Source organism: Hydrogenophaga sp. UC242_53, assembly GCF_042696965.1.
GTDB lineage: Bacteria > Pseudomonadota > Gammaproteobacteria > Burkholderiales > Burkholderiaceae_C > Hydrogenophaga.
Genome location: NZ_CP170552.1, coordinates 4889750 through 4910413, shown reverse-complemented (window position 1 = coordinate 4910413; position 20664 = coordinate 4889750). Strand labels below are relative to the sequence as shown.

Annotated in this window: 19 protein-coding genes and 3 pseudogenes; 11 read left to right on the top strand and 11 right to left on the bottom strand. The window is 68.3% G+C overall.

The annotated features are described in order from the left end of the window. Positions 1-4: 4 nt before the first annotated feature. Entirely contained in the window at positions 5-217 is a 213-nt protein-coding gene (locus ACFJI0_RS24665) for an AbrB/MazE/SpoVT family DNA-binding domain-containing protein (protein ID WP_382322720.1), read from the top strand. After that, positions 217-705 (top strand): type II toxin-antitoxin system VapC family toxin, encoded by a 489-nt coding sequence (locus ACFJI0_RS24660; protein WP_382322719.1) that lies wholly within the window; start codon positions 217-219, stop codon positions 703-705. Before ACFJI0_RS24665 ends, ACFJI0_RS24660 begins: the two co-directional genes overlap by 1 nt. On the opposite strand, the gene bla is transcribed toward ACFJI0_RS24660, so the two are convergent. Further along, on the bottom strand, positions 624-1490 hold the full coding sequence (gene bla, locus ACFJI0_RS24655) for a class A beta-lactamase (RefSeq protein ID WP_382322718.1): 867 nt from the start codon (positions 1488-1490) through the stop codon (positions 624-626). The genes ACFJI0_RS24660 and bla overlap by 82 nt on opposite strands. A gap of 103 nt (positions 1491-1593) precedes the next feature. Between bla and ACFJI0_RS24650 the strand changes: the two genes are divergently transcribed. Then, positions 1594-2466, top strand: a complete 873-nt coding sequence (locus tag ACFJI0_RS24650) for a LysR family transcriptional regulator (RefSeq protein WP_382322717.1) — start codon at positions 1594-1596, stop codon at positions 2464-2466. A gap of 9 nt (positions 2467-2475) precedes the next feature. Here ACFJI0_RS24650 and ACFJI0_RS24645 read toward each other — a convergent pair whose 3' ends face one another. The 7 genes and pseudogenes from ACFJI0_RS24645 to ACFJI0_RS24615 form a co-directional block, all read right to left on the bottom strand. Further along, positions 2476-2943 carry a DUF1348 family protein gene (locus ACFJI0_RS24645; RefSeq protein WP_382322716.1) on the bottom strand — a complete coding sequence of 156 codons (468 nt, stop codon included), beginning with the start codon at positions 2941-2943 and terminating at the stop codon, positions 2476-2478. Further along, on the bottom strand, positions 2943-3386 hold the full coding sequence (gene cynS / locus ACFJI0_RS24640; protein ID WP_382322715.1) for a cyanase: 444 nt from the start codon (positions 3384-3386) through the stop codon (positions 2943-2945). Before cynS ends, ACFJI0_RS24645 begins: the two co-directional genes overlap by 1 nt. Positions 3387-3515: 129 nt before the next feature. Further along, entirely contained in the window at positions 3516-4388 is an 873-nt protein-coding gene (locus ACFJI0_RS24635; RefSeq protein ID WP_382163422.1) for an ABC transporter ATP-binding protein, read from the bottom strand. After that, positions 4378-5243 (bottom strand): annotated as a pseudogene (ntrB, locus tag ACFJI0_RS24630) (nitrate ABC transporter permease). The gene ACFJI0_RS24635 and the pseudogene ntrB overlap by 11 nt, the downstream one beginning before the upstream one ends. A gap of 2 nt (positions 5244-5245) precedes the next feature. Continuing rightward, a pseudogene (locus ACFJI0_RS24625) lies at positions 5246-6665 on the bottom strand (CmpA/NrtA family ABC transporter substrate-binding protein). Between the two features lie 145 nt (positions 6666-6810). Beyond that, entirely contained in the window at positions 6811-7494 is a 684-nt protein-coding gene (locus ACFJI0_RS24620; RefSeq protein WP_382163426.1) for a response regulator, read from the bottom strand. After that, positions 7491-8708 carry a PAS domain S-box protein gene (locus ACFJI0_RS24615; RefSeq protein ID WP_382322714.1) on the bottom strand — a complete coding sequence of 406 codons (1218 nt, stop codon included), beginning with the start codon at positions 8706-8708 and terminating at the stop codon, positions 7491-7493. Before ACFJI0_RS24615 ends, ACFJI0_RS24620 begins: the two co-directional genes overlap by 4 nt. Before the next feature lie 97 nt (positions 8709-8805). On the opposite strand from ACFJI0_RS24615, the gene ACFJI0_RS24610 reads away from it, so the two are divergent. Continuing rightward, positions 8806-9399: a cyclic nucleotide-binding domain-containing protein gene (locus tag ACFJI0_RS24610; RefSeq protein ID WP_382322713.1), complete on the top strand. Its 594-nt coding sequence runs from the start codon at positions 8806-8808 to the stop codon at positions 9397-9399. A gap of 4 nt (positions 9400-9403) precedes the next feature. On the opposite strand, the gene ACFJI0_RS24605 is transcribed toward ACFJI0_RS24610, so the two are convergent. Together ACFJI0_RS24605 and ACFJI0_RS24600 are read right to left on the bottom strand one after the other, a co-directional pair. Continuing rightward, on the bottom strand, positions 9404-10351 hold the full coding sequence (locus ACFJI0_RS24605; protein ID WP_382322712.1) for a TerC family protein: 948 nt from the start codon (positions 10349-10351) through the stop codon (positions 9404-9406). A 216-nt stretch (positions 10352-10567) separates the two neighbouring features. Then, positions 10568-11614 carry a homocysteine S-methyltransferase family protein gene (locus tag ACFJI0_RS24600; RefSeq protein WP_382322711.1) on the bottom strand — a complete coding sequence of 349 codons (1047 nt, stop codon included), beginning with the start codon at positions 11612-11614 and terminating at the stop codon, positions 10568-10570. A gap of 81 nt (positions 11615-11695) precedes the next feature. Here ACFJI0_RS24600 and ACFJI0_RS24595 point away from each other — a divergent pair, with 81 nt between their 5' ends. The 3 genes and pseudogenes from ACFJI0_RS24595 to ACFJI0_RS24585 all read left to right on the top strand — a co-directional run bounded on the left by ACFJI0_RS24595 (position 11696) and on the right by ACFJI0_RS24585 (position 14560). Then, complete coding sequence (locus ACFJI0_RS24595; protein WP_382163436.1) at positions 11696-12115, top strand: rhodanese-like domain-containing protein; 420 nt, start codon at positions 11696-11698, stop codon at positions 12113-12115. 5 nt (positions 12116-12120) lie between these two features. Beyond that, a pseudogene (gene recQ, locus ACFJI0_RS24590) lies at positions 12121-14029 on the top strand (DNA helicase RecQ). 180 nt (positions 14030-14209) lie between these two features. Next, a complete protein-coding gene (locus ACFJI0_RS24585) occupies positions 14210-14560 on the top strand; it encodes a hypothetical protein (protein WP_291120422.1) in 351 nt (116 codons plus the stop codon). 129 nt (positions 14561-14689) lie between these two features. Here the strand turns inward: ACFJI0_RS24585 and ACFJI0_RS24580 are convergent, their stop codons facing one another. Next, complete coding sequence (locus ACFJI0_RS24580; RefSeq protein WP_382163792.1) at positions 14690-16957, bottom strand: ATP-binding protein; 2268 nt, start codon at positions 16955-16957, stop codon at positions 14690-14692. Positions 16958-17265: 308 nt separating this feature from the next. Here ACFJI0_RS24580 and ACFJI0_RS24575 point away from each other — a divergent pair, with 308 nt between their 5' ends. From ACFJI0_RS24575 to ACFJI0_RS24560, 4 genes are all read left to right on the top strand, one after another. Then, entirely contained in the window at positions 17266-18465 is a 1200-nt protein-coding gene (locus tag ACFJI0_RS24575) for a threonine ammonia-lyase (RefSeq protein ID WP_382163442.1), read from the top strand. An 82-nt stretch (positions 18466-18547) separates the two neighbouring features. Then, positions 18548-20008: a mechanosensitive ion channel gene (locus tag ACFJI0_RS24570; RefSeq protein ID WP_382322710.1), complete on the top strand. Its 1461-nt coding sequence runs from the start codon at positions 18548-18550 to the stop codon at positions 20006-20008. A gap of 4 nt (positions 20009-20012) precedes the next feature. Further along, entirely contained in the window at positions 20013-20441 is a 429-nt protein-coding gene (locus ACFJI0_RS24565; protein ID WP_382322709.1) for a PaaI family thioesterase, read from the top strand. Positions 20442-20500: 59 nt separating this feature from the next. Further along, positions 20501-20644, top strand: a complete 144-nt coding sequence (locus ACFJI0_RS24560) for a hypothetical protein (protein WP_382163450.1) — start codon at positions 20501-20503, stop codon at positions 20642-20644. The last annotated feature ends 20 nt before the right edge of the window (positions 20645-20664 follow it).

Below are 20664 nucleotides of genomic sequence, written 5' to 3'. Positions count from 1 at the left end.
AGACATGTCTGCCACCGCCACGCTTTCCAGCAAGTTCCAGATTTCCATTCCCAAGGCCGTTCGAGACGAGTTGCATTGGGAAGCCGGTCAGGAGTTCGTGTTCATCCCCAAGAACAAGGGTGTGCTGGTCATGCCCGTGCCTGAGCTTCAGGAACTCGCGGGCATCGCCAAGGGCGCTCGCAAAGATGGCTACCGCGACCGCAAGGACCGCTACTGATGGCCGCGCCCTTGCGGGTGATCGACACCTCCGCCTGGATCGAGTGGTTGGTTGCCTCGCCGATCGGCAAGAAGCTGGAGAAGGAAATCCCGGTCAAAGATTTGTGTATCGTGCCCACCATCGTGCAACTGGAGTTGTCCAAATGGTTGTGGCGCGAACTCGGCGAGTCGCAGGCCGATCAGGTGGTGGCCTACACCATGAAATGCCAGGTGATGCCGTTGGACACCGCCACCGCTCTGCTGGCCGCCGATCTGCATCGGCAGCACAAGCTGGCCACAGCCGACGCCATCGTGTATGCCACCGCCGTGCAACAACGGGCTGAGTTGCTCACCTGCGATGCCCACTTTGAAGGTCTCCCCCGGCGTGGTGCTGTTTCCAAAGTCACAGCCCCACTGAACCTGCGTCGTCACAGCCGAGCCAACAGCCGCCCCACACCCGCCAGCGCCGCCTCCCGCGTCGCGCCGTCGGTGGCGCTCTCGGCGAGGTAGGCGGTCACGATCACCGGCGCGCGCTGTGGCGGGAAGGCGATGCCGATGTCGTTGGCGTCATCGCCGGCGGTGCCGGTTTTTTCGCCCACTTGCCAGCCCGCCGGCAGCCCGGCCCGCAGGCGCTTGCCGCCGGTGGTGTTGGCCAGCAGCCATTGCAGCAGCCGAGCGCGCGAGGCCGGCGCCAGCGCGTCGCCCACCAGCAGCGCGCGCAGCGTGTGCGCCATGGCGCGCGGCGTGGTGGTGTCCAGGGGCTCTCCACTCGCGGCTCGGCGGTTCAGCTCGGGCTCGGTGCGGTCCAGCCGGGTCACGCGGTCGCCGAGCCGGCGCGCGTAGGCGGTGAGCGCGGCCGGGCCGCCGTAGCTGGCCAGGATGAGGTTGGCGGCGGTGTTGTCGCTGGTGGTGATGGTGGCTTCGCACAGCTGCGCCAGGCTCAGGCCCTCGCCACCCACGTGGCGCTCGGTCACGGGCGACCACGACACGAGGTCCTGCCGGCGGTAACGGATGCGCCGCTCCAGCGACTCTTCGCCCCGGTCCGCCCGGTCCAGCACCAGCGCGCTGGCCAGCAACTTGAACGAACTGAGCATCAGAAAACGCTCGTCCGCGCGCCAGCCGTGTTCGCGCCCGGTGGCGGTGTCGATGAGGTGCACGCCCAGGCGGCCCCGGGCGGTGGCCTCGATCTCGCGCAGGGCGTCCTGCAGCGCGCCGGTGTCGGCCCAAGTATTTCCGTGGATCAGGCCCAGCAGGGTGGCGCCGGAGGCCAGGCAGAAGGTGCGTCGGTCGGTCATGGTGGTTCCTCGTGAATCAGGCCTGCATCGTAGGCAGGACGGCCATCCCGTTCAAACGGGAATAATCGAGGCCACACCACGGAAAAACTTGGGGATTAAAGCCATGGACCTGCCACTCAACGCCCTGCGCGCCTTCGAGGTGTCGGCGCGCCACCTGAGCTTCACGCGCGCCGCGCAGGAGTTGAACCTCACGCAGACCGCCGTGAGCCAGCATGTGAAGAACCTGGAGCAGCGCCTGGGCAAGCCGCTGTTCCGGCGCGTGCCACGCGGCCTGGCGCTGACCGACGAGGGCATGGCCCTGTTGCCCACGCTGGTGGACGCGTTCGCGCGCGTCTCGGCCACGCTGGAGAGCTTCAAGGGCGCGCACAAGCGCGAGGTGCTGTCGGTGGGCGCGGTGGGCACCTTCGCGGTGGGCTGGCTGCTGCCGCGCCTGCGCGACTTCCAGGCGCGCCACCCCTTCGTGGAGCTGCGGCTGTTCACGCACAACAACCGCATCGACCTCGCGGCCGAGGGCCTGGACTGCGCGATCCGCTTCGGCGACGGCCAGTGGCCCGGCCTGCAGACGCGGCACCTGCTGGCCGCGCCGCTGGCGCCGGTGGGTGCGCCGGCCCTGGCGCACCGCATCCGCGCGGTGGCCGACCTGGGGCGCGAGACGCTGCTGCGCTCCTACCGCTCGGACGAGTGGGCGCAGTGGTTCGAGGCAGTGGGCGGGCGCGCGCCGCTGCTCACCGGGCCGATGTTCGACTCTTCGCTGGTGCTGGCCGATGCCGCCGCCCAGGGCGCGGGCGTGGCCCTGCTGCCGGTGTCGCTGTTCACCCGCGACCTGCAGAGCGGGCGGCTGGTGCGCCTGTTCGAGGCCGAGGTGGACGTGGGCGGCTACTGGCTCACGCGCCTGAAGACGCGGCGCAAGAGCGCGGCCATGAAGGCCTTCCAGGACTGGCTGGAGCTGCAGGCCCCCGGAACACCCGCGGCCTGAGGGCCGCGCTCACAGCCCGAGCGCGCTCAGCCCCGGGTGGTCGTCGGGCCGCCGGCCGAGCGGCCAGTGGAACAGCCGCTCGCTCTCGTGGATCGGCCGGTCGTTGATGCTGGCGTGGCGCTGTTCCATGTAGCCCAGGTCGTTGAACTGCCAGTTCTCGTTGCCGTGCGAGCGGAACCAGTGGCCCGAGTCGTCGCGCCATTCGTAGACGAAGCGCACCGCGATGCGGTTCGCCTCGAAGGCCCACAGCTCCTTGATGAGCCGGTAGTCCAGCTCCTTCGCCCACTTGCGCACCAGGAAGGCGTGCACCGCGTCGCGGCCCACCGGGAACTCGGCGCGGTTGCGCCAGCGCGTGTCCTCGGTGTAGACCTTGACGACGCGGTCGGGGTCGCGCGAATTCCACGCGTCCTCGGCCAGACGCACCTTCTCGACGGCCGACTCGCGCGTGAACGGTGGCAGCGGCGGGCGCGGTTCCATCAGTACTGCTTGTACGGGAGGAACTTGCCCGAGAGCACCACGTTCACGCGGTCGCCTTTCGGATCGGCCTGGCGCTCGATGTCCATGCTGAAGTCGATCGCGCTCATGATGCCGTCGCCGAACTCCTCGTGGATCAGCTCCTTGATGGTGGTGCCGTAGACGCTGACGATCTCGTACCAGCGGTAGATCAGCGGATCGGTCGGCACGGGCGTGAGCAGCGAGCCCTTGTAGGGCACGACCTGCAGCCACTTCTGCTCTTCCACCGAGAGGCCGAAGATCTTGCCCACCACCTTGGCCTGGGCGGGCGAGGCGGTCATCTGGCCCAGGCACAGCGCCGTGGTCCATTCCTTGGACTGGCCCACCTTCTTGGCCACGTCGGCCCAGCTGATGCCTTTGGACACCTTGGTGGAAATGATCTTTTCGGTGACGTCGAGTCGGTTCATGTGTTGCCTCTTGTTGATGAAACGGTTGAGTGAAAGGGGTCGATCCAGGGACACCGCGGGTCCGGCTCCGCCGGCCCCAGGTGTCCCCCCCTCTCTGAGGGGGGAGGCGCCGAAGGCGACGCGGGGGGTTCAATGGGCTCGCGCACGCGAGACCAAGAAATCGACGATGTGGTTGCGCAGGTCGTAATAACCATCCAGGTGGTGCAGCTGCGCGCGCGTGCGGCTGCGCGGCAGCGGGTTGACCACCACCTCGGCCATGCCGCCGGGCACGTAGCCGTTGGCGCCTTCGCTGCCGTTGCTCATGAGCAGGATGCGGTCGGCCAGCAGGATGGCCTCGTCCACGTCGTGCGTGATCATGAAGACGGTCTGCCGCGTCTCGCGCACGATGCCCATGAGCTCGTCCTGGATGGTGCCGCGCGTGAGCGCGTCCAGCGCGCCGAAGGGTTCGTCGAGCAGCAGCATCTTGGGCTGGATGGCGAAGGCGCGCGCGATGCCCACGCGCTGCTTCATGCCGCCCGAGAGCTGGCTGGGCTTCTTGTCGATGGCCGGGCTCAGGCCCACGAGCGCGACGAACTTTTCGACGTGGGCGTTGAGGTCGGCGCGCGGCATGTCGGGCCAGCGCGACTTCACCGCGAAGGCGATGTTCTGCCGCACCGTGAGCCAGGGCATGAGCGCGTGGCTCTGGAACACCACGCCGCGCTCCAGGCTGGGGCCGGCGATCTCGCGGCCGTCCATGAAGCAGTGGCCCGAGCTCGCGGTGTCCAGGCCCGCGAGCACGTTGAGGATGGTGGTCTTGCCGCAGCCGCTGTGGCCGATGATGCAGACGAACTCGCCCTTGTCGATGGCGAAGGACACGTCGGCGAACACCGGCTTGTCGGCCTGGTAGGCCTTGGCGAGGTTTTCAACCTGGAGGAAACCGGTCATCTTGGGGGCTTTCGTTGGGGCCGGTGCGGCGGGCTGGGCGGCCACCGCGCCTTCGCGCACGCTGGACTCACTCCACATAGGTCACCGCCTTCTGGAGCTGGGCGAACATCAGGTCGAGCAGCATGCCGACCACGCCGATGAGCAGCACGGCGAAGATCACGTTGGTGAGCGAGAGGTTGTTCCACTCGTTCCACACGAAGTAGCCCACGCCGGTGCCGCCGACCAGCATCTCGGCGGCCACGATGACCAGCCAGGCGATGCCCATGCTGATGCGCATGCCGGTGAGGATGGTGGGCGCGGCCGCCGGCAGGATCACCTGGAAGGCCTTGCGGATCGGGTTGACCTCCAGCGTGCTGGCCAGCGTTGAGCCACTCGCGCTTGACCGAGGCCACGCCGAAAGCGGTGTTGATCAGCATGGGCCAGACCGAGCAGATGAAGATGACGAAGATGCCGCTGACGTCCGAGTCCTTGAGCGTGTAGAGCGCCAGCGGCATCCAGGCCAGCGGGCTGATGGGTTTGAGCACCTGCACGAAGGGGTCGAAGGCCTTGCGCATCAGCGGCGACATGCCGATGAGAAAGCCCAGCGGGATCGCCACGGCCATTGCGCAGCACGAAGCCCAGGCCCACGCGCGCCAGCGAGTGCGCGAGCTGGATGCCGATGCCCTTGTCGTTCGGGCCCTTGTCGTAGAACGGGTCGGCCAGCTGCGCCCAGCTCGCCTTCGCCACCTCGATCGGCGGCGGGAAGCCGGTGCTCTTGGCCGCGCCGGGATCCTTGCCCATCATCTTGGCGTACTCGATCTCCTCGGCCGTCATGCCGGCCGAAGAACCGCCGATGCTGGGCCCGCTGGTGGAGAGCTGCCAGGCGCCGATGAAGACGGCGAACAGCAGCAGGGAGACCAGCGCGGCGCGCAGGTTGAGGCTCGCGACTTTCATGCTCAGGCCGCCTTCTGGATCGCGAAGCTCTTCAGGTACTCGGCGGGTTTGGCCGGGTCGAACACCTTGCCCATGATGGTGTGCTTGGCATAACCCGGGCCGGCCGCGAAGGGCTGGCCGAGTTCCTTCATGTGCTTGCGCGCGTCGGTGATGAGGAAAACCTTCTCGGCGATCTGCTGGTAGTTCACCTCGCCCTTGATGTAGCCCCAGCGCTGCATCTGCGTGAGCATCCACACCGCCATGCTCTGCCAGGGCATGGGGTCGAAGTCGGCGCGGTCGGGCACGGTCTGGATCTTGCCCAGGCCGTCGGCGAAGCGGCCGGTGAGCACTTGCGTGAGCACGGCCTCGGGCTGGTTGAGGTACTGGCTGGGCGCGATCACCTTGGCGATGAGCTCGCGGTTCTTCGGGTCGCGCGCCATGGCGGCCGAGGTGAGCACCGCGCGGTAGAGCGCGGCGAAGGTGTTGGGGTTCTTCTGGATGAACTCGGTGCTGGTGCCGAAGGCGCAGCAGGGGTGGCCGTTCCAGAGGTCCTTGGTGAGCACGTGGATGAAACCGACCTCGTCGAACACCGCGCGCTGGTTGAAGGGGTCGGGGCCGAGGAAGCCGTCGATGTTGCCCGCGCGCAGGTTGGCCACCATCTCGGCCGGCGGGATCACGCGCAGCTGCACGTCGGTGTCGGGGTTCAGGCCGGCTTCGGCCAGGTAGTAGCGCAGCAGGAAGTTGTGGATCGAGTAGTCGAACGGAATGCCGAACTTGAAGCCCTTCCAGTTCTTCGGGTCGCGGTTGTCCTTGTGCTTCAGGCTCAGCGTGATGGCCTGGCCGTTGATGTTCTGGATGGTGCGCCACGTTCATCGGCGTGGCGTTGCTGCCCAGGCCGAGCGAGATGGCCAGCGGCATGGGCGAGAGGAAGTGCGAGGCGTCGTACTCCTTGTTGATCATCTTGTCGCGCACCAGGGCCCAGCCCGCCGTCTTGGTGACTTCGACGTTGAGGCCCTGCTTGCTGTAGAAGCCCAGCGGGTGGGCCATGATCAGCGGCGTGGCGCAGGTGATGGGGATGAAGCCGACCTTGAGGTTGGTCTTCTCCAGCGTGCCTTTCTTGGTGCCGGCCTCCTGCGCCAGGGCTTGCAGGCTGGTCACCGGCAGCACGCTGGCGATGGCGGCCATGGCCGTGCCCTTGCCCACCGCGCGCAGGAAGCGGCGGCGCATCTCGTCCTGCGGGAACAGCGCCTTGACCAGGGTGGCCTCGATGAACTCGTTGCTGTAGGCCTCGAACTCGGCGGTCTCGCTGCGCCGGCGCAGTTCGATGGCGGCGCTGTCGGCGGCCACCTCGGCGTGGTGGTCGGCCACGGTGTGCTCGCGCCCGCAGCTGCACTTCATCATGAGCGGACGATCGGCGTTGTAGGGATCGAAGAAGTCGGACATGGCGCACCTCGTGTGTTGAAGACGAGGGGCTCTTTGCAAGCACCGGGCCAGAAGCCGGGTGCCGCGCGCTGCGTGGCGCAAGTCGTGCCGCGCCGACCGACGCGGTGTAGGGCTAGCCCTACAAAACGCGGCCTTTCAGGCGATCTCAGGCGCTTTTGGGCGCGCGCGCGTGGCGTTCGGCGTAGAGCGCGAGTTCCACGTCGTTCTTCGCGCCGGTCTTTTCGAGCACGCGCGCACGGTAAGTGCTCACGGTGTTGGGTGCCAGGCCGAGCTGTGCACCAATTTCGCTCACGGTGCGGCCCTGGGTGAGCAGGCGGTAAACCTGGTACTCGCGGTGCGAGAGCGCCTCGGGCCCGCCCTGCGCGCCCGCGCTGCCCACGGCGGCGGCCAGCGCCTCGGCCGTGGCCTGGCTCACGAACACCGCGCCGCCGGCGGCCTTGCGCACGGCGGCGAGCATGTCGTCGGGGTCGGCGCTCTTGTTCAGGTAGCCGCAGGCACCCAGGCGGATGCAGCGCACCGCGTACTGCTTCTCGGGGTAGGTGCTGAGCATGAGCACCGGCAGGCGCGGGTGCTCGCGCTTGATGGCCTGCAGCACGTCCAGCCCGTCGAGCCCGGGCATGGCGATGTCGAGCAGCACCAGGTCCAGCCCCAGGCTGCCGCCGAGCTCGCGCACCTGCGCCAGCACGTCCGGCCCGGTCTGGGCCTCGGCCACCACCTGCACATCGGGCGCGTCGGCCAGGATCTGCTTGAGCCCTTCGCGCACGATGCGGTGGTCGTCGCCGATCAGCACGCGGATGGTCTCGGCCAGCAGGTCGAAAGAGGTGTTCATGTCTGTGCCTGTGTCTCCGGGAGCAGCGTCACCGTCAGGCACATGCGGGTGCCCTGGCCTGGTGCGCTCTCTATTTGAATATCGCCACCGAAATGGCGCGCCCGCTCGCGCATGCCCATCACGCCATAGGCATTCGCGGCCTCGAAGGCCTGCGGCGGCGCACCCACGCCATTGTCCTGCACGGTCAGTTGCAGGGCAGTCCCCCGCACGACGATGTGGACACCCAGGCGGTCGGCGTGCGCGTGGCGCCCGACGTTGCTGAGCATCTCCTGGAAGATGCGGAACACCGCCATCGCCAGGGGTTCGGGCGGCTCGGGGGCCTCGGCCACGGCCAGGTGCCAGTCCAGCGCCAGCTCGGCCGACTGCACGAATTCCTGCGCCTGCCACTCCAGCGCGGCCCACAGGCCCTGGTGGTCCAGGATGCTGGGGCGCAGGTCGGTGATGATGCGGCCGACGTTGTCCACCGCGGTCTCGATCAGCCGGCTCATGTTCTGGCACTTGCAGCGCATGCGCTCGCGCATGTCGTGCGCGGCGTCGGCGCTGCGCTGCTCCTGCTCGGACAGGCGCTTGTCCATCCAGTTCACGTCCATCTTGAGCGCCACCAGCAGGCTGCCCAGCTCGTCGTGCACCTCGCGCGCAATGCGGGTGCGCTCGTCCTCGCGCACGGTTTCCGAGCGGGCGGCCAGTTCACGCACCTGCTTCAATGCGGTGGCCAGCGCGAGCGTGCGCTCACCTACACGCTCTTCCAGCTGGTCTTTGGCGCGCCGCAGGGCGTCGGCGGCGCGCTTGCGCTCGGTGATGTCGACGAAGGTGACGACCGCGCCGCGCACCTCGCCGCCGTCCACGATGGGGTGGCTGGAGTACTCCACCGGGAAGCTGCTGCCGTCGCGGCGCCAGAACACCTCGCTGTCGATGCGGCAGGGCAGGCCCTGGCGGAAGGCGTTGAAGATCGGGCAGTCCTCCACCGGGTAGTGCGCACCATCGGCGTGCGAGTGGTGGGTGAGGTCGTGCATGTTGGAGCCCAGCAGCTCGGCCGGCTCGAAGCCGATCATGCGGGCCCCGGCGTGGTTGATGAACACGCACAGGCCGTCGAGGTCCACGCCGAACACCCCCTCCCCGGTGGAGGCCAGCAGCAGCGCGAGCGGGTCGCGCCAGGCGCCGGTGGTGGCGGGCGCTTCGGGCCGGCTGACGAGGTGGTTGGCGTCCAGGTGCATGGGCCTTACCCAAGCAATCGATGTGCCAAAGCGGTGCATAGCGCCAGAAGGCACGACAATCGCTTGGTTTGCCCACCCCGCCCACCCGTCACCCGCCATGGCCTTGTTCAACACCCTGTTCGGCGCGCGCCCCAACGAGCGCCGCGCCCGCGCGAGCGCTTCGGGCACGGCCCGGCGCGCGGCGGAGCTGCTGCGCTCGGCGAACGCGCTGATCCAGCTCAGCGAGCGCGAGGCGCTCACGGTGGTGGCCTACATGGAGGTGCGGCGCTGCGCCGAGGGTGAGGCCATCATCCGCCAGGGCGACAGCGGGGGCAGCGGTGACGACGGCTTCATGGCGCTGGTGGTGGAAGGCGAGGTCACGGTCGAGGCGCTCAACGTGAGCCGCGTCGACGCCCAGACCGTCAACGTGCTCGGCCCCGGCCACCTGATGGGTGAGATGTCGCTGATGGACGGCGCGGCGCGCTCGGCCACCTGCACCGCCAGCACCGAAGTGCGCTGCGCGGTGCTCACGCGCGATGCGCTGGAGGCGCTGATCGCCGAAGAGCCCGCCACCGCCGCCAAACTGCTCAGCGCCGTGGCGCTGCGCCTGAGCCGGCGCCTGCGCGAGGCCGACAGCAAGCTGCAGCTCTACAGCCAGCTGGTGTTCTCCATGCAGCAGGAGATCGACCGGCTGGTGCCCGACCTGGACTGAAGCGTCAGGCCTTCGCCGTGCGCGCGCTCCAGAGCATGGTGACGGCCAGGATGGACAGCACCACGCCCAGCGCCACCGCGACCGGGATCTTGTAGATGTCGATCAGCAGCATCTTGGTGCCGATGAAGACCAGGATCAGCGCCAGCCCGTAGTTGAGCAGGTGAAAGCGGCTCGCCGCGGCCTGCAGCAGGAAGAACATGGCGCGCAGGCCCAGGATCGCGAACACGTTGCTGGTCAGCACGATGAACGGGTCGCGCGTGACCGCGAAGATGGCCGGGATGGAGTCGACCGCGAAGATCACGTCGGTGAAGCCGACCAGGCAGATCACCATGAGCAGCGGCGTGGCGATGCGCTTGCCGTTCTCCACGGTGAAGAACTTCTCGCCGTCAAAACCCTTGCTCACGGGCAGCACGCGGCGCAGCAGTTTCAGCGCGGGGTTCTCGTCCAGGCTGGGCTCCTGGCCGGCGGCCCACCACATCTTCACGCCGGTGAGCACCAGGAAGGCGCCGAACACGTAGAGGATCCAGTGGAACTGCGCCAGCAGCCAGCCGCCCACCAGGATCATCACGGTGCGCAACACGATCGCGCCCAGGATGCCGATCATGAGCACGCGCTTCTGGAACGCCGCCGGCACGGCGAAGTAGCTGAAGATCAGCAGGAAGACGAAGATGTTGTCGACCGCCAGGCTCTTCTCGATCAGGTAGCCGGTGAGGAATTCGAGCGACTTCTCGGTCGCGATCGCGCTCGAACCGGTGGCGTCCTTCACGGCCCACCAGAACAGGCCGTTGAACAGCAGGCTGAGCGCCACCCAGGCGAACGACCAGTTCAGCGCCTCCTTCACGCCCACGGCGTGCGAGCCCTGCTTCTTGAGCACGACGAAATCCACGAACAGAGCCGCCACGACGAACACGACGAAGACGACCCACAGCCACAGCGGGGCAATGCTTTCCATTGAAAAACCTCAGGTTGGTGTTGAACAAACACCCCAAGGTCTTGTCACCACCGCGCGTGGCGCGGCTCTGGATTCCCGGTGGCCCGCAGGCCACGTAATGACGGAAACCCCGCCCACCGAGGCCCGGCTGGACGCCGGGTGGTGGACTGACTACTCCCCTTGAAGGGAACGGCGATTATGCACGAGGTCCTTCAAACCCCGCGCCGCCGTGGGACTTCAGGCCGCTTCCTTGTAGAAGAAGTCGCGCCGCACGCTGCGCGGCGCCATGGGCTCCACGCTCAGGCGGATCGCCTCGATGTGCTGCGGCGTGGTGCCGCAGCAGCCGCCCACGATGTTGACCAGACCTTCGGCCGCGAACTCGCGCAGCAGGCGGCTGGTGTCGGCCGGCGTCTCGTCGAAGCCGGTGTCGCTCATGGGGTTGGGCAGGCCGGCGTTGGGGTAGCAGCTGATGAAGGTGTCGCCCGCGGCCTTGGCCAGTTCCTGGATGTAGGGGCGCATCAGCGCCGCGCCCAGCGCGCAGTTCAGGCCCACGGCCAGCGGCTGTAGGTGGCGCACGCTGGCCCAGAAGGCGGTCACGGTCTGGCCGCTGAGGATGCGGCCGGAGGCGTCGGTCACGGTGCCGCTGATGATCAGCGGCAGGCGCTGGCCCGACTGCTCGAAGAACTCGTCCACCGCGAACAGCGCGGCCTTGGCGTTGAGCGTGTCGAAGATGGTCTCGACCAGCAGCACGTCGGCCCCGCCCTCGACCAGGGCCTCGATCTGCTCCAGGTAGGCCGCGCGCAGCTGCTCGAAGGTGACGTTGCGCGCGCCGGCGTCGTTCACGTCGGGGCTGATGCTCGCGGTCTTGGGCGTGGGGCCCAGGGCGCCGGCCACGAAGCGCGGCTTGTCGGGCGTGCTGAACTTGTCGCAGGCCTCGCGGGCGAGGCGGGCCGAGGCCAGGTTCATCTCGCGCGCGAGGTGGCCCATCTCGTAGTCGTCCTGCGCGATGGTGGTGGCGCCGAAGGTGTTGGTCTCGATCAGGTCGGCGCCGGCGGCGAGGTAACCCTCGTGGATGTCGCGGATCACGTCCGGGCGCGTGAGGCTGAGCAGCTCGTTGTTGCCCTTGACGTCCTTGTGGAAGTCCTTGAAACGCTCGCCCCGGTACTCGACCTCACCCAGCTTGAAGCGCTGGATCATGGTGCCCATGGCGCCATCGAGGATGGCGATGCGGTGCTTCAGGATCTCGGGCAGCGCCTGGGCGCGGGTGTAGGCAGGGGCGTTCATGCCCTGGATTGTAGGTAGCCTCCCAGGCCCAGGGCCCACGGTCATCCGGGCGGCCCTGCGAATTCCCCGACAATACCCGCCATGAAACACCTCACGCCCCAGCAGGCCTGGGCATGGCTGCAGGCCGAACGCGAGCAGCGCGCGGCCCGTGGCGAAGAGCCCCCGCTGTTTGTCGACGTGCGCATGGAGATCGAGTCGCTCTACGTGGGCCGCCCGCCCGGCGTGGAGAACATTCCCTGGTACGAATACCCCGACCTCACGCCCGACCCGGCGCGCTTTGCGTCGTCGGTCGAACAGGAGGCCGGCGGCAAGCACCGGCCGATCCTGCTGATCTGCCGCAGCGGCAAACGCACGCTGGACGCGGGCCAGGCCCTGGAGGCCGCCGGCTTCAGCGACGTGGCGCACGTGCTGCACGGCTTCGAGGGCGAACTCAACGACGACTTCAAGCGCTCCAGCCTCAACGGCTGGCGCCACGACGGCCTGCCCTGGGAGCAGATGTAAAACGGATGACCGAAGCCATCGACATCGCCCCCGGCAGCGAAATCCTGGAAACCAGCCTCGGCGTGTTGCACGAGGTGTTCGGCTACGACGCCTTCCGGGGCCCGCAGGCCGACATCGTCTCGCACGTGGGCGCCGGTGGCGACGCGCTGGTGCTCATGCCCACGGGTGGCGGCAAGTCGCTGTGTTACCAGGTGCCGGCCATCGTGCGCGAGCGCGCCGGCCAGGGCCTGACCGTGGTGGTCTCGCCGCTGATCGCGCTGATGCACGACCAGGTGGGCGCGCTGATCGAGGCTGGCGTGGCCGCGGCCTTTCTCAACTCCAGCCTGTCGCTGGAAGACGCGCAGCAGGTCGAGAAGCAGATGCTGCGCGGCGAGCTCACCCTGCTCTACGCGGCGCCCGAGCGCCTGACCACGCCGCGTTTCCTGGCCCTGCTGGACTCGCTGCACGAGCGCGGCAAGCTCAGCCTGTTCGCGATCGACGAAGCGCATTGCGTGAGCCAGTGGGGCCACGACTTCCGCCCCGAGTACCGCGCCCTGGTGGTGCTGCACGAGCGCTACGCCGGCGTGCCGCGCGTGGCCCTGACGGCCACCGCCGACGACCTCACGCGCGCCGACATCGTCGAGCGCCTGCAGCTGCAGGAAGCGCGCACCTTCATCAGCAGCTTCGACCGGCCCAACATCCGCTACCAGCTGGTGGAGAAGAAGGACGCCACAACCCAGCTGCAGCGCTTCATCCGCGACGAGCACACCGGTGCCGACGGTCACGACGCCGGCATCGTCTACTGCCAGTCGCGCCGCCGGGTCGAGGAAATGCCACGATGCTGTGCGAGGCCGGCTTCAACGCGCTGCCCTATCACGCGGGCCTGGACGCGGCCGTGCGCCAGCGCCACCAGGACCGCTTCCTGCGCGAGGAGGGCCTGATCATGGTGGCCACGATCGCCTTCGGCATGGGCATCGACAAGCCCGACGTGCGCTTCGTGGCCCACCTGGACATGCCCAAGAACATCGAGGGCTACTACCAGGAGACCGGCCGCGCGGGCCGCGACGGCGAGCCCGCCAACGCCTGGATGGCCTACGGCCTGCAGGACGTGGTGAACCAGCGCCGCATGATCGACGAAAGTCCGGCGGCGGACGAATTCAAGCAGGTGCTGCGCGGCAAGCTCGACGCGCTGCTCACGCTGGCCGAAGCCAGCGACTGCCGGCGCGTGCGCCTGCTGTCGTACTTCGGCGAAGCCAGCCAGCCTTGCGGCAACTGCGACAACTGCCTCACGCCGCCCGAGCTGCACGACGCGACCGAATCGGCGCGCAAGCTGCTCTCGTGCATCTACCGCGTTCAGCAGGCCAGCGGCACCGCCTTCGGTGCCGGCCACATCATGGACATCCTGCGCGGCAAGGCCACCGACAAGGTCAAGCAGTACGGCCACGAGAAGCTGTCCACCTTCGGCATCGGCGCCGACCTCTCCGAAACCCAGTGGCGCGCGCTGCTGCGTCAGCTGATCGCGCGCGAGGCGGTGCAGGTGCACGACGCGCCCTACAACACCCTGCACCTGGCCGACGCGGCGCGCGACATCCTCAAGGGCCAGAGCCCGGTGTGGCTCAAGTCGCTGGCGGACAAGGCCACCAGCTCGGCGCGCAGCGGCCGGCAACGCGCTTCGCGCGCCACCGCCAAGGACGATGGCGTGCCGCTCAGCCTGTCCGAACGCGAATGCCTGGAGGCCCTCAAGGCCTGGCGCGCGGGCGTGGCGCGCGAGCACAACCTGCCGGCCTTCGTGATCTTCCACGACGCGACCCTGCGCGCGATCGCCGGCCGCAAACCCGAAACCCTGGCCGATCTGGACGGCATTGCCGGCATCGGCCAGAAAAGCGCGAAGCCTACGGCTCGGACGTGCTTCGGGTCGTGAGTGCTTTCGTCTGATGCCAGCCGGGCGCTTTCCCGGCCTTTGATTACCTAGGTTCTAGACCCTCAACCGCCTGTCGGCGCACCGCCTGTCGGGCCCCGCTGCCGCTCAAGCTTGCGCCTGCCGCGCCGATGTTTCAGATGTAGCCGGAGGACTTCTTGTCCCCTCGGCCTGAGACCCACGAAACGGAGCGCGTCATGTTTTTCAGGTTGCCATGGTTTGGCAAATCCCGGCAGGTACAGCCGCAGTACCACGACACCCAGGTGCTGGAACTGGATTTTCTGGTTGACGAGTTCCATGAAGCCATGGCCGACATCAAGGACCCGGTGCGCCAGCGCGTGCACGCCGCGCTGATGTCCTGCCAGACGCCCAAGGATCTCTGGTTCCTGCGCAGCAAGCTGTTCAGCCTGATTTCCAAGCACCACTGCGAAAGCGTGGCCAACAGCCGCGTCGCCCGGCTCGACCAGAAACTGCGCTTCTTCGTCTCCAACCACCCCGAGTACTCGGCGGACGACCTGCCCAGCGGCCCGATGGCCTTGTTGCACTGACCATCCCCCCTGCGCCGCCTGCGGCGTCACCCCCAGGGGCGGCGGCAGCGGCCCGGCAAAGCCGGTTCCGCGCTGCCACTGGATAAGAAAAGGCCACCTTCGGGTGGCCTTTTCTTTTGCCTCGTTCGATCAGTGCACGAAGCCGATGCCCCTGGCCTCGCGCACTTCGGGCTTGATGCGGTGCTCGGCCTCCAGCTGGGCCATGAACTCCTCGGGGGCCAGCGCTTCGGCCAGGATCTCCACCTGGCGCTTCACGGCCGCGAAGTCGCCCGGGCAGAGCTGCTCCAGCTTGGCCAGCCGGGCGGCCAAGCCCGCGTCCAGGCGCGTGGCATCGCCCTCCAGGGCCTCCACCACGAACATGGTCTCGCGCTGCCTCGCCGTGAGCGGCTTGAAACGGATCTTGAAGGTGAAGCGCCGCAGTGCCGCCTGATCGATGCTGTCCATCAGGTTGGTGGTGCAGATGAAGATGCCGGCGAAGCGCTCCATGCCCTGCAGCATCTCGTTGACCTCGGTCACCTCGTAGGTGCGCTGCGCGCCGCGCCGGTCCTGCAGGAAGCTGTCGGCCTCGTCGAGCAGCAGCACCGCCTTCTCGGCCTCGGCCTCACGGAACATGGCCGCCATCTGCTGCTCGGTCTCGCCCACGAACTTGCTCACCAGGTCGCTCGCGCGGCGGATCATCAGCGGGCGGTCCAGCTGCTGGGCCATGTGCTCGGCCAGCGCGGTCTTGCCGGTGCCGGGCGCGCCGTGGAAACACAGGCAGCCATGGCCGCGCGCCTTGAGCGCGGCGATCACGCGCGGCAGTTCGTAGCGCGATTCGACGTTGAGCATGTCCAGGCTGTACTGCGTGGCGCTGGGCCGCTGCACCAGGTCGGGCTTGCGGCCCAGGGCCAGGTCGGCGTTCTTGAGCTGGCGCTCGATCAGTTCGTCGAGCACGGGCGCGGCCGCCTCGGCCGCCCGCGCCTTGCTGCCGCGCTTGGGCGCGGGCTGGCCCGCCAGCTGCGCGAAGCGCAGCGCGGTGCGGATCTGCGCGGGCGTGAGGCCCTTGCGTTCGGTCAGTCGCGCCACCAGGCCATCGGACACCGGCGCGCCTTCCAGCGTCTTGCGCACCAGCTGCTCGCGCGCGCCGGGCGGCGGGCTCTTGAGTTCGAGGTGGTAGGCAAAGCGGCGGCGGAAGGCCGGGTCGATCTGCTCGATGCGGTTGGTCACCCACAGCGTGGGCACGGCGTTGGTCTCCAGGATCTGGTTGACCCAGGCCTTGCCGCTGACGCTGCCGGTGTGCGCGGCCGCCACGTGTTCGGCGCGCGCCATGATCTGCGCCGCCTCGCTGGAGATCGGCGGGAACACGTCTTCCACCTCGTCGAACAGCAGCGCCGAGTGCGCCGTGCCCTTGAGGAACACCTGCGCGATCTGCAGCGAGCGGTAGCGGTCGCGGCCCGAGAGCGCGTTGCCGTCGCGGTCGGCGTACTCCACCTCGAAGAGTTCCAGGCCGGCGGCCTGCGCCACCACGCGCGCGAGTTCGGTCTTGCCGGTGCCGGGCGGACCGTACATCAGCACGTTCACACCCGGCTCCTTGCGCGCCACGGCCTCGCGCAGCAGGCCGCAGAGCAGGCGCACGTCTTCGCCCACATAGTCGAAGTCTTTCGCGGTCAGCGCCGAGCGCGCGGCCGGCCGGGTGAACACGGCCATGAGCTCGCTTTGCGTGCGGTACTCACGCATCAGCACCGGTGGCAGCTTCTCGCTCACTTTCATGAGGTCGGCCAGGTCGGTGATGTTGTGCTCGGAGATCAGGTTCTCCACCATGCCGATGCGCTCCAGGCGCGAGCCGGCGCGCAGCGCCTCGCCCACCTCGCTGGCCTTCACGCCGGCCACGTCGGCGATGGCCGCGTAGGCCTCGGGCGCGTTGTTGACCTTGAACTCGACCAGGATGGAGCGCAGGTCGCGCTGGTAGCGCGCGAGCGTGCCGTACAGCAGCAGTGCGCGCTCGGCGCGGTTGAGCTGCAGCAGGCTGGCCAGCGCGTCGATGTTCTTCTCCACCAGCGTGGACTGCTTCTTGAGCGAGTGGCTGAGCCAGTCGCCGGTGACCGCCAGCACCGACAGCAGGTCCTTGGGCGACTCCTTGGCGTACTCGTCCAGGTAGAAGAACAGCGTACCTTCTTCGTACGGACCGCGCCACACGCCGTAGCGCTCCATGAAGGCGTTGGTGGTCAGGCCGTCGTGGCCGCTCCAGAGTTCGTTGTCCTTGCAGCGGCGCTGCAGGAACTCGCGCAGGCGCAGCAGCACGGTGTGGGGCCACACCAGGTGGCGGCCGGCGAGCGAGAGCAAGGTGTTGAGGTCGCGCCGCACGTTGAAGCGCGGGCCCTGGCGCGCGGCCAGCGTGAGCACGAAATGCGAGCACATGAGGTCGAGCACGGGCGCCTGGCGCAGGCCATGGGGCACGAAAACGCGCCCCTCGCCCGCGAGAGGGGCACGGCCTTCGCGTGCATCGAGTACGGTGCGGGCCGCCGATGCAGCGGACTGCAGCGAGCGCTTGGTCATCCAGACACCTCCAGAAATGCCTTCCCGTGACGCCATGCCAGGGGAGCCGACATTTCAGCGGACCATAACCCAGCTTGATGAATCATGGAAGAGAGTGATACGAACGGTTTGAGCAATTTGTCGGGCTTTGCCCTCGCACCACACCGTCACGGCCGGTACACAATCGCGCCATGCTGCAACTACACGACATCCAGACCGCCGCCGGTCGCCTCGCCGGCCAGGTGCTGGACACGCCCTTCGTCGAATCGCGCACCATCTCCCAGCTCACCGGCTGTCAGGTCTTCCTGAAATTCGAGAACCTGCAATACACCGCCTCTTTCAAGGAACGAGGCGCCTGCAACAAGCTGGCGCAGCTCACGCCCGAGGAGCGCTCGCGCGGCGTGGTGGCCATGAGCGCGGGCAACCATGCCCAGGGCGTGGCCTACCACGCGCACCGGCTGGGCGTGCGCGCGGTGATCGTCATGCCGCGCTTCACGCCGGGCGTGAAGGTGGAGCGCACGCGCGGCTTCGGCGCCGAGGTGCTGCTGCACGGCGACACGCTGGATGCGGCTCGCGCGCACGCCCGTGAGTTGGCGCAGCAGCAGAGCCTGGTGTTCGTGCACCCGTACGACGACGAGGCGATCGTCGCCGGCCAGGGCACGGTGGCGCTGGAAATGCTGCGCGAGCAGCCCGACCTGGACACGCTGGTGATCGCCATCGGCGGCGGCGGCCTGATCGCCGGCATCGCCACGGCCGCCAAGGCGATCCGGCCCGACATCGAGATCGTGGGCGTGCAGACCGAGCGCTTTGCCGCCATGGTCAACGCCATCAAGGGCACGAACCTGCCGCAGGGCACGAGCACGATTGCCGAGGGCATCGCGGTGGGCACGCCGGGCGTGGTCACCGAGGCCATCGTCCGCCAGCGGGTGGACGACCTGCTGCTGGTCGACGAGGGCGACATCGAGCAGGCGATCGTGATGCTGCTGGAGATCGAGAAGACGCTGGTGGAAGGCGCGGGCGCCGCCGGCCTGGCCGCGCTCATCAAACACCCGCAGCGTTTCGCGGGCAAGCGCGTGGGTCTGGTGCTTAGCGGCGGCAACATCGACCCGATGCTGCTGGCCTCCATCATCGAGCGCGGCATGGTGCGCGCGGGCCGCCTGGCGCGCATCCAGGTCAACGCGCGCGACGTGCCCGGCAACCTGGCGCGCATCACGGCCACCGTGGCCGAGGCCGGCGCCAACATCGACGAAGTGCACCACCAGCGCGCCTTCACGCTGCTGGCGGCGCAGAACGTGGCGATCGAACTCGTGCTGCAGACGCGTGGGCGCGAACACATCGAACAGGTCATCGAGCGCCTGCGCGAAGCGGGCTTCGACACCACCCTGCTCTGACCCGCGCGCCCACCGGTTGACGCTGCGGCAAGGCCTCCGGCATCATCGGCCGATCAACGGCCAACGCGACAGGAGGTAGGGCATGGACACGAACACGCTGTGGAACTCGCTGCAAAGCACGCTGGGCACCCACATCCCGCAACTGCTCGGCGCGCTCGCCATCTTCATCCTGGGCTGGCTCATCGCGGTGCTGGTGCGCGCCGCGACGCGCAAGAGCCTGGGCTTCGTGGGCGTCAACCACCGCTTCGGCAAACTCACCAACACGCGCGTGGACATCGAGGGCGCGGTCGCTCTCGCGCTGTTCTGGATCGTGATCCTGCTCACCCTGGTGGCGGTGTTCAACTCGCTGAACCTCGCCATCGTTTCCGGCCCGTTTTCGGTCTTCACCACCCAGCTCTTTGAATATGCGCCGCGCCTGCTGGGTGGCCTGTTGCTCGCGCTGGTGGCCTGGCTGGTGGCCGGCGTGGTGCGCGCGCTCTCACAGAAGCTGCTGGACAAGACCACGCTCGACGAAAAGCTCTCGGAGCACGCCGACATGGCGCCCATCAGCGACAGCCTCGCCGGCGCGCTGTTCTGGCTGGTGATCCTGCTGTTCGTGCCGGCCATCCTGGGCGCGCTGCAGATGGACGGCCTGCTCGACCCCCTGCGCGCCATGGTCACCAAGACCCTGGACATGCTGCCCAACGCGGTGGCCGCATTCGTGATCGGTGGCGTGGGCTGGATCGTGGCCACGGTGCTGCGCAACCTCACCACCCACCTGAGCCGCACCGCCGGCGTGGACCAGCTCGGCAGCCGCGCCGGGCTGGCCGACACGGTGCAGCTCTCGCGGGTGATCGGCATGCTGGTGTTCGTGGCGGTGTTCCTGCCGTCGCTGATCGCCGCGCTCGACGCGCTCAAGATCGAAGCCATCTCGCGCCCGGCCACCGACATGCTCAACACCCTGCTGCAGGCCGTGCCCAACCTGATCGCCGCCGCGCTGATCCTGGTCGTCACCTGGCTGGTGGCCTCGTTCGCCAGCAAGCTGCTGGCGACCCTGCTGGCCACGCTGGGCTTTGACACCCTGCCCGCGCGCGTGAACATGGCCCATGCCTTCGAGAAGACCAGCGCCTCCACCGCCGTGGGCCGGGTCGTGTTGTTCTTCGCCATGCTGTTCGCCACCGTGGAGGCGGCCGCGCAGCTCGGTTTCGGACAGGTCAGCAGCATCGTGGCCAGCTTCATCCGCTTTGGTGGCGACATCCTGCTGGGCTCGGCCATCCTGGTGATCGGTTTCTGGCTCGCCAACCTGGCCTACGACGCCATCGACCGCGCCAGCGGCCCCGGCACCAAGGGCCTGGCGCGCATCGGGCGCTACGCCATCCTGGCGCTGGTGATCGCCATGGGCCTGCGCGCCATGGGCATCGCCGACGACATCGTCAACCTGGCCTTCGGCCTCACGCTGGGTGCGGTGGCCGTGGCCGTGGCGCTGTCCTTCGGTCTGGGTGGGCGCGAAGCGGCCGGCAAGCTGATGGACCACTGGCTCTCCAAATTCCGCCGCGAGGACTGAGCGCATGACGCAGAACCCCGAGACCCCCGTCACCGTTGATTTGCTTCAAGGCCTGCTGGCCGATTGGTTCGCACCCTGGATCCAGGCCATGGGCCTGCGGGTCGAGTCCTTCGCCGACGGCGAAGTCACCCTGCGCCTGCCGCAGAGCGACCAGCTCTCGCGCGTGGGCGGCATGCTGTGCGGCCAGGCCATGATGTCGGCCGCCGACACCGCCATGGTGCTGGCCATCGTCACCCAGCTCGGCACCCGCCGGCCCATGACCACGGTGCAGCTCAACACCAGCTTCCTCAAGCCGCTCTCCGGTCAGGACGCGCGCATCACCGCGCGCGTGGTGCGCGCGGGCAAGAACCTGGTGTTCGGCGAGATCGACATCAGCGGGGTCAGCGACGGCAAAAGCGTGTGCCGCGCGAGCACGACCTACGCCCTGCTCTGAACCTGCCGCGCCGCATCCCGTAAAATCCCGGGAGTTTTGAACTTTCGACGGAGCGTCACATGGCCCAGCACCAGCAGCACACCCCCCACGACCAGCCCCAGGACATGGTGGAATCCATCGTCCCCTACATGCCCGTCGTGCTGCCGGTCGCCGGTGGCGTGCTGATGTTCCTGCTCGCTTTCATCGCGATCTACATGGCCTGAACCCACCCGGGTTCCGCCAG